The organism is Candidatus Eisenbacteria bacterium (assembly GCA_016867495.1).
Classification (GTDB): Bacteria; Eisenbacteria; RBG-16-71-46; order CAIMUX01; family VGJL01; genus VGJL01.
This window is the reverse complement of sequence record VGJL01000191.1, coordinates 1-4,801: the sequence shown is the minus strand read 5'-3', so window position 1 is coordinate 4,801 and position 4,801 is coordinate 1. Positions and strand designations below refer to the sequence as shown.

Annotated in this window: 2 protein-coding genes; both read right to left on the bottom strand. The window is 66.7% G+C overall.

Annotation, left to right across the window (positions count from 1 at the left end):
• Nucleotides 1-27 precede the first annotated feature (27 nt).
• Complete coding sequence (locus FJY88_11940) at nt 28-2,451, bottom strand: leucine--tRNA ligase (protein MBM3288044.1); 2,424 nt, start codon at nt 2,449-2,451, stop codon at nt 28-30.
• Between the two features lie 340 nt (nt 2,452-2,791).
• A partial coding sequence (locus FJY88_11935) for a glycosyltransferase family 1 protein (protein ID MBM3288043.1) occupies nt 2,792-4,801 on the bottom strand: 2,010 nt, incomplete at its 5' end.

Genomic DNA, 4,801 nt, shown 5'->3' with positions numbered 1-4,801 from the left:
ATTCGGAGCTTCATCGAGGATCTCCCCTCAGCCCACGACCAGATTGATCAGTCGATCGGGCACGAAGAAGACCTTCCGCAACGTCTTTCCCTCCATGTGCGCACGGACCCTTTCGCGGCCGGCGGCGGCGGCCTTCACCTCGTCAGCCCCGCTTCCCCGCGCCATCGAGATCGTGTCCCGCAGCTTCCCGTTCACCTGCACGGCGATCTCGACCGTCTCCTCCAGCGTGAGCGCCGGATCGAACTCCGGCCAGCCCGCCCGCAGGACGCTCGGTCCGTTCCCCAACTCGGCCCAGAGTTCCTCGGCCAGATGGGGGGCGTAGGGCGCAAGCAGCCTCACCAGAACGCTCCCACTCCAGGAATCGGCAACCGGGGCCTCGCGCAACACGTTTAGAAGCTCCATCAGGGCCGCTATTGCCGTGTTGTACTGAAGGCGCTCCGTATCCTGCGTGACCTTCTTGATCGTCTGATGGACCTTGATTCTAGCGGGCTGCGGAAGCTCCCCGCCCGGCAGAGAGGGACGCTCCTCCACGACCCAGCGCCAGAGGCGGTCCAGGAAACGCCGGATCCCGATGATCCCCTTGTCCTGGAAGTCGCCCCCCTCCTCGTAGGGGCCCATGAACATGAGATAGAGACGGAAGGTGTCGGCGCCATGGCGGGCGACATGTACGTCGGGGTTGACGACATTCCCCCGCGACTTGGACATCTTCGTCCCCTCGCTGACGATCATGCCGTGCGCCCTGAATCGCTTGAACGGCTCCTCGAACTCGGTCAGCCCGATGTCGCGAAAGGCCATGCAGAGGAACCGCGTATACATCAGGTGAAGGACGGCATGCTCCCTGCCCCCAACATAGAGGTCGACGGGGAGCCAGCGACGCGTGATCCCGGGATCCCACGCGACGTCGTCGCGATTGGCGCTCGGGTAGCGAAGGAAGTACCATGCGGAGTCGAGGAAGTTGTCGGAGACGTCGGTCTCTCTTCTGGCCTTCCCCCCGCAGCGGGGACAACCGACGTGAAGGAACCCCTCCGCGCGCGCCAGGGGCGCCACCCCGCTCGCGTCGGGCGAGAAGTCCTCGATCTCCGGCAGGATGACCGGAAGGTCCTTCTCCGGCACCGCGACGGCCCCGCATCGATCGCAATAGATGATCGGAATCGGCGGCCCCCAGTAGCGCTGGCGGCTGATGCACCAGTCGCGAAGGCGGTAGTTCACTTTCGCCTTGGCGACTCCCTTCCCCTCGAGGTAGGCGGTCACCTTCCCCTTCGCTTCCTCCGAGGGAGTCCCATCGAAGGGACCGCTGTTGCCGAGGACCCCCTCGCCCTCGTACGCGCGGTCCTGCGGCAGCGCTTCCTCACGGGGGAAGATGACGGGGATGATCGGGACGCCGAACTTCGTGGCGAACTCGAAGTCCCTCTGGTCATGGGCCGGAACGGCCATGATGGCGCCGGTCCCATATCCCATGAGGACGTAGTCGGAGATCCAGATCGGAATGGGGCGGCCGGTCGCCGGGTTGATCGCGCTGGCGCCGAGGGCGACGCCCGTCTTCTCCCGACCGGCGTCCATCCGCTCGACTTCGAGCTTCCCGCGCGCCGCCTTGCGGTAGGCGTCGACATCCGACCGCCGGTCGGGGATCGTCAGGGGCTCGACCAGCGGATGCTCGGGGGCCAGCACCATGTAGGTCGCGCCATAGAGCGTGTCGGGACGGGTCGTGAAGACACGGATCTTCTCGCCCGATCCTTCCACGGGGAAGTCGATCTCCGCGCCATCGCTCCTGCCGATCCAGTGGATCTGCGCCCTCCGTATCGCGTCGGACCAATCGAGCGTCGCGAGGTTGTCGAGCAGCCTCTCTGCGTAGGCCGTGATCCGGAAGAACCACTGCTCCGTGTCCCGTTTCTCCACGGCCGTCTCGGGATGGCGCTCGCACATCCCCGCGATCACCTGCTCGTCCGCCAGGACGGTCCTGCACTCGGGGCACCAGTTCACCGGCGCCTTCCCCCGATAGGCGAGGCCGCGCTCGAAGAGCTTCAGGAAGATCCACTGGGTCCAGCGGTAGTAGCCCGGATCGGTCGTGAGGACTTCCCGCGACCAGTCGGCCATGAATCCCATCCGCCTGAGCTGCCTGCGGAAGTTGGCGATGTTGGCCGGCACCAGACGAAGCGGATGCGTTCCGACTCTGATCGCGAAGTTCTCGCTGTGGATGCCGAAGGCGTCGAAGCCGAGCGGCTCGAAGACGTCGTGGCCGCGCATCCGATGGAAGCGACCCTGGATGTCCGATCCCGTGAAGGCGAAGACGTTGCCGACGTGCAGCCCCTCCGCGGAGGGGTACGGGAACATCATCAGGTTGTAGAAGGGCCGCCGGGCGGCAACGAGATCGGGAACGTTGGTGCGTTCGCGCTCCCAGTACTCCTGCCAGCGGGCCTCGACCGCCTGGGGGTCGTAGGCTCGATCGCTCATTCGAGGTGAACTCCTTTCGAGGACGATGCAGCAGAGGATAGGCGAGCGGGCGCCGGGGCGCAATCCGCGAGCCTCTCGCGGCCCCAGGGGAGCGCGGCGGCCTCCGGGCGGACGCGGAGGGCTGTGGCCCGCTTCGCTCGCTGACTTGCAGGGCGCGAGCTTGAGCGGATCACCAGCGCTCCACGCGGGGCGTCCGCGGACCTCGATGGTCGCCGGCGCCCCGCGCCGCGAACGCGAACATAGCGGGGCGAAGGGGGCCATCGGGGTCCGCTCGCCGAATCAGAGTGTGCCGGGTCGAGCGGATGCGCCAGGCGAGCGTCTCCGACGCAATCGAACCGCTCTAGCGCTTCTGCTGCCCCTCGCCCTCCCACCAGGTGAGGAGATTCGCCTCGAAGGGGTTCTCGACATTCAGCCTCGGCGCAGGACGGACGCGGACCGCGAGCCCTCGAAGCCCGGTGTGGTTGCACGGGACCGCGCCCTGGAAGACGACCACACCGTCGCGCCTCTCATCGGGCTCGAGCGCGACGCTCTCCGTCGTCTGGAGATTCCCGCCGCCGTCGACATCGCCGTGGACGACTTCTACAACGACTTCCTCGGGGTTCAGGCCTCCGAGACGGACGATCGCCCGCACCGGCATCCGATCGCCGACCGGCTTCTCCCCTTCGACGGTGTTCACCTGCTCGATCGAGACGACCGGCCAGGCCTCTTCCATCCTCTGGCGCCACTTCGCGAGCGCCCGCGCTCCGGAGAGCACCTGGTTGTCCACGAAAAGCGAGCGGATATGCGCGGAAAGGTAGAAACACCGAGTGTACTGCTCCACCATCCTGTTGGTGTTGAAGACAGGACAGTGGGCGATCATCGAAGCTTTGATCCGCTCGATCCACCCGCGAGGAAGGCCGTCGGCGCCCCGGTGGTAGAAGAGGGGAACGACCTCCTGCTCCAGGAGATCGTAGAGGGCCTCGCTCTCGACTTGATCCTGGACCTCGGGGTCCTCGTACTCCTCTCCATCCCCGATCGCCCAGCCGCTCTCTGGCGTGTGGGCCTCGGCCCACCAGCCGTCGAGAACGCTCAGATGGAGTCCTCCGCTGACGACCGCCTTCATGCCGCTCGTGCCGCTCGCTTCCAGAGGCCGCCTCGGCGTGTTGAGCCAGACATCGGCGCCCTGCACCAGCCGGCGCGCCACCTCGATGTCGTAGTCCTCGATGAAGACAATCCGGCGGCGAAAGCGCATCTCGGATGCCATATGGACGATCTCGCGCATCATGTGCTTCCCAGGATGGTCGGCCGGATGCGCCTTGCCGGCGAAGACGATCTGCACGGGGCCGTCGGGATTGTTGAGGATCCGCGCCAGCCGATCCGGGTCGCGCAGCAGCAGCCCCGCGCGCTTGTAGACGGCGAAGCGGCGGGAGAAGCCGATCGTGAGGGCGTCCGGATCGAGAACCTCATCGGCCGAGCGAACGACGGCGAGGGGCATCCCCCGTCGCCGCAGCTGCTCCTGGAGGCGCTGTCTCGAGAACGAGACCAGCTGCTCGCGCAGCCGCTCGCGCGCGCGCCACAGCTCCGCGTCGGGGATCCGCTCGACCCTCTGCCAGACGAGCTGGTCGACCGGATCCTCCTGCCACCTGGGCCCGAGGTAGCGGGAGTAGAGGCGCGCGATGTCGCGCGAGTACCAGGAAGGGATGTGGATGCCGTTCGTCACGTGCGCGATCGGGATCTCCTCCCGCGGCACCTTGGGATAGAGCTCGGCCCAGATCTTCCGGGTGACCGATCCATGGAGCCTGCTCACCCCGTTCACTTGCGAACAGGTGCGCAGGGCCAGCACCGTCATGCAGAAGGGCTCTCCCGCCTCCTCCGGGCGAACGCGCCCGAGCCGGAGCAGCGCGTCGAGCGGCACCGAAAGTCGGCTGCAGAGGGGGCCGAAGTGCTCCCTCATCAGCTCCGCCGGGAAGACGTCGTGCCCGGCCGGAACCGATGTATGAGTCGTGAAGACCGATCCTCCGCGAACCGACTCGATCGCCTCGGCGAGTGTGAGCTTCTCCCGCTCCATCCCCTGCCGCACGCGCTCGATAGCCAAGAAGGCCGAGTGTCCCTCGTTGAGATGATAGACGGTGGGCTTGTACCCCATCACCTGGATGGCGCGCACGCCTCCGACTCCGAGGAGGATCTCCTGCCGGATCCTGTGCCTGAGATCCCCGCCATAGAGCTCATCGGTGATCGATCGATCCTCCGGGTTGTTCTCGGGAAGATCGGTGTCGAGAAGGAGAAGAGGGACCCGGCCGACCTGCGCCCGCCAGATCTGGGCGAAGACCTCGCGGCTGGCGATCTCGACGGAGATCTTTCGCGGCTGCCC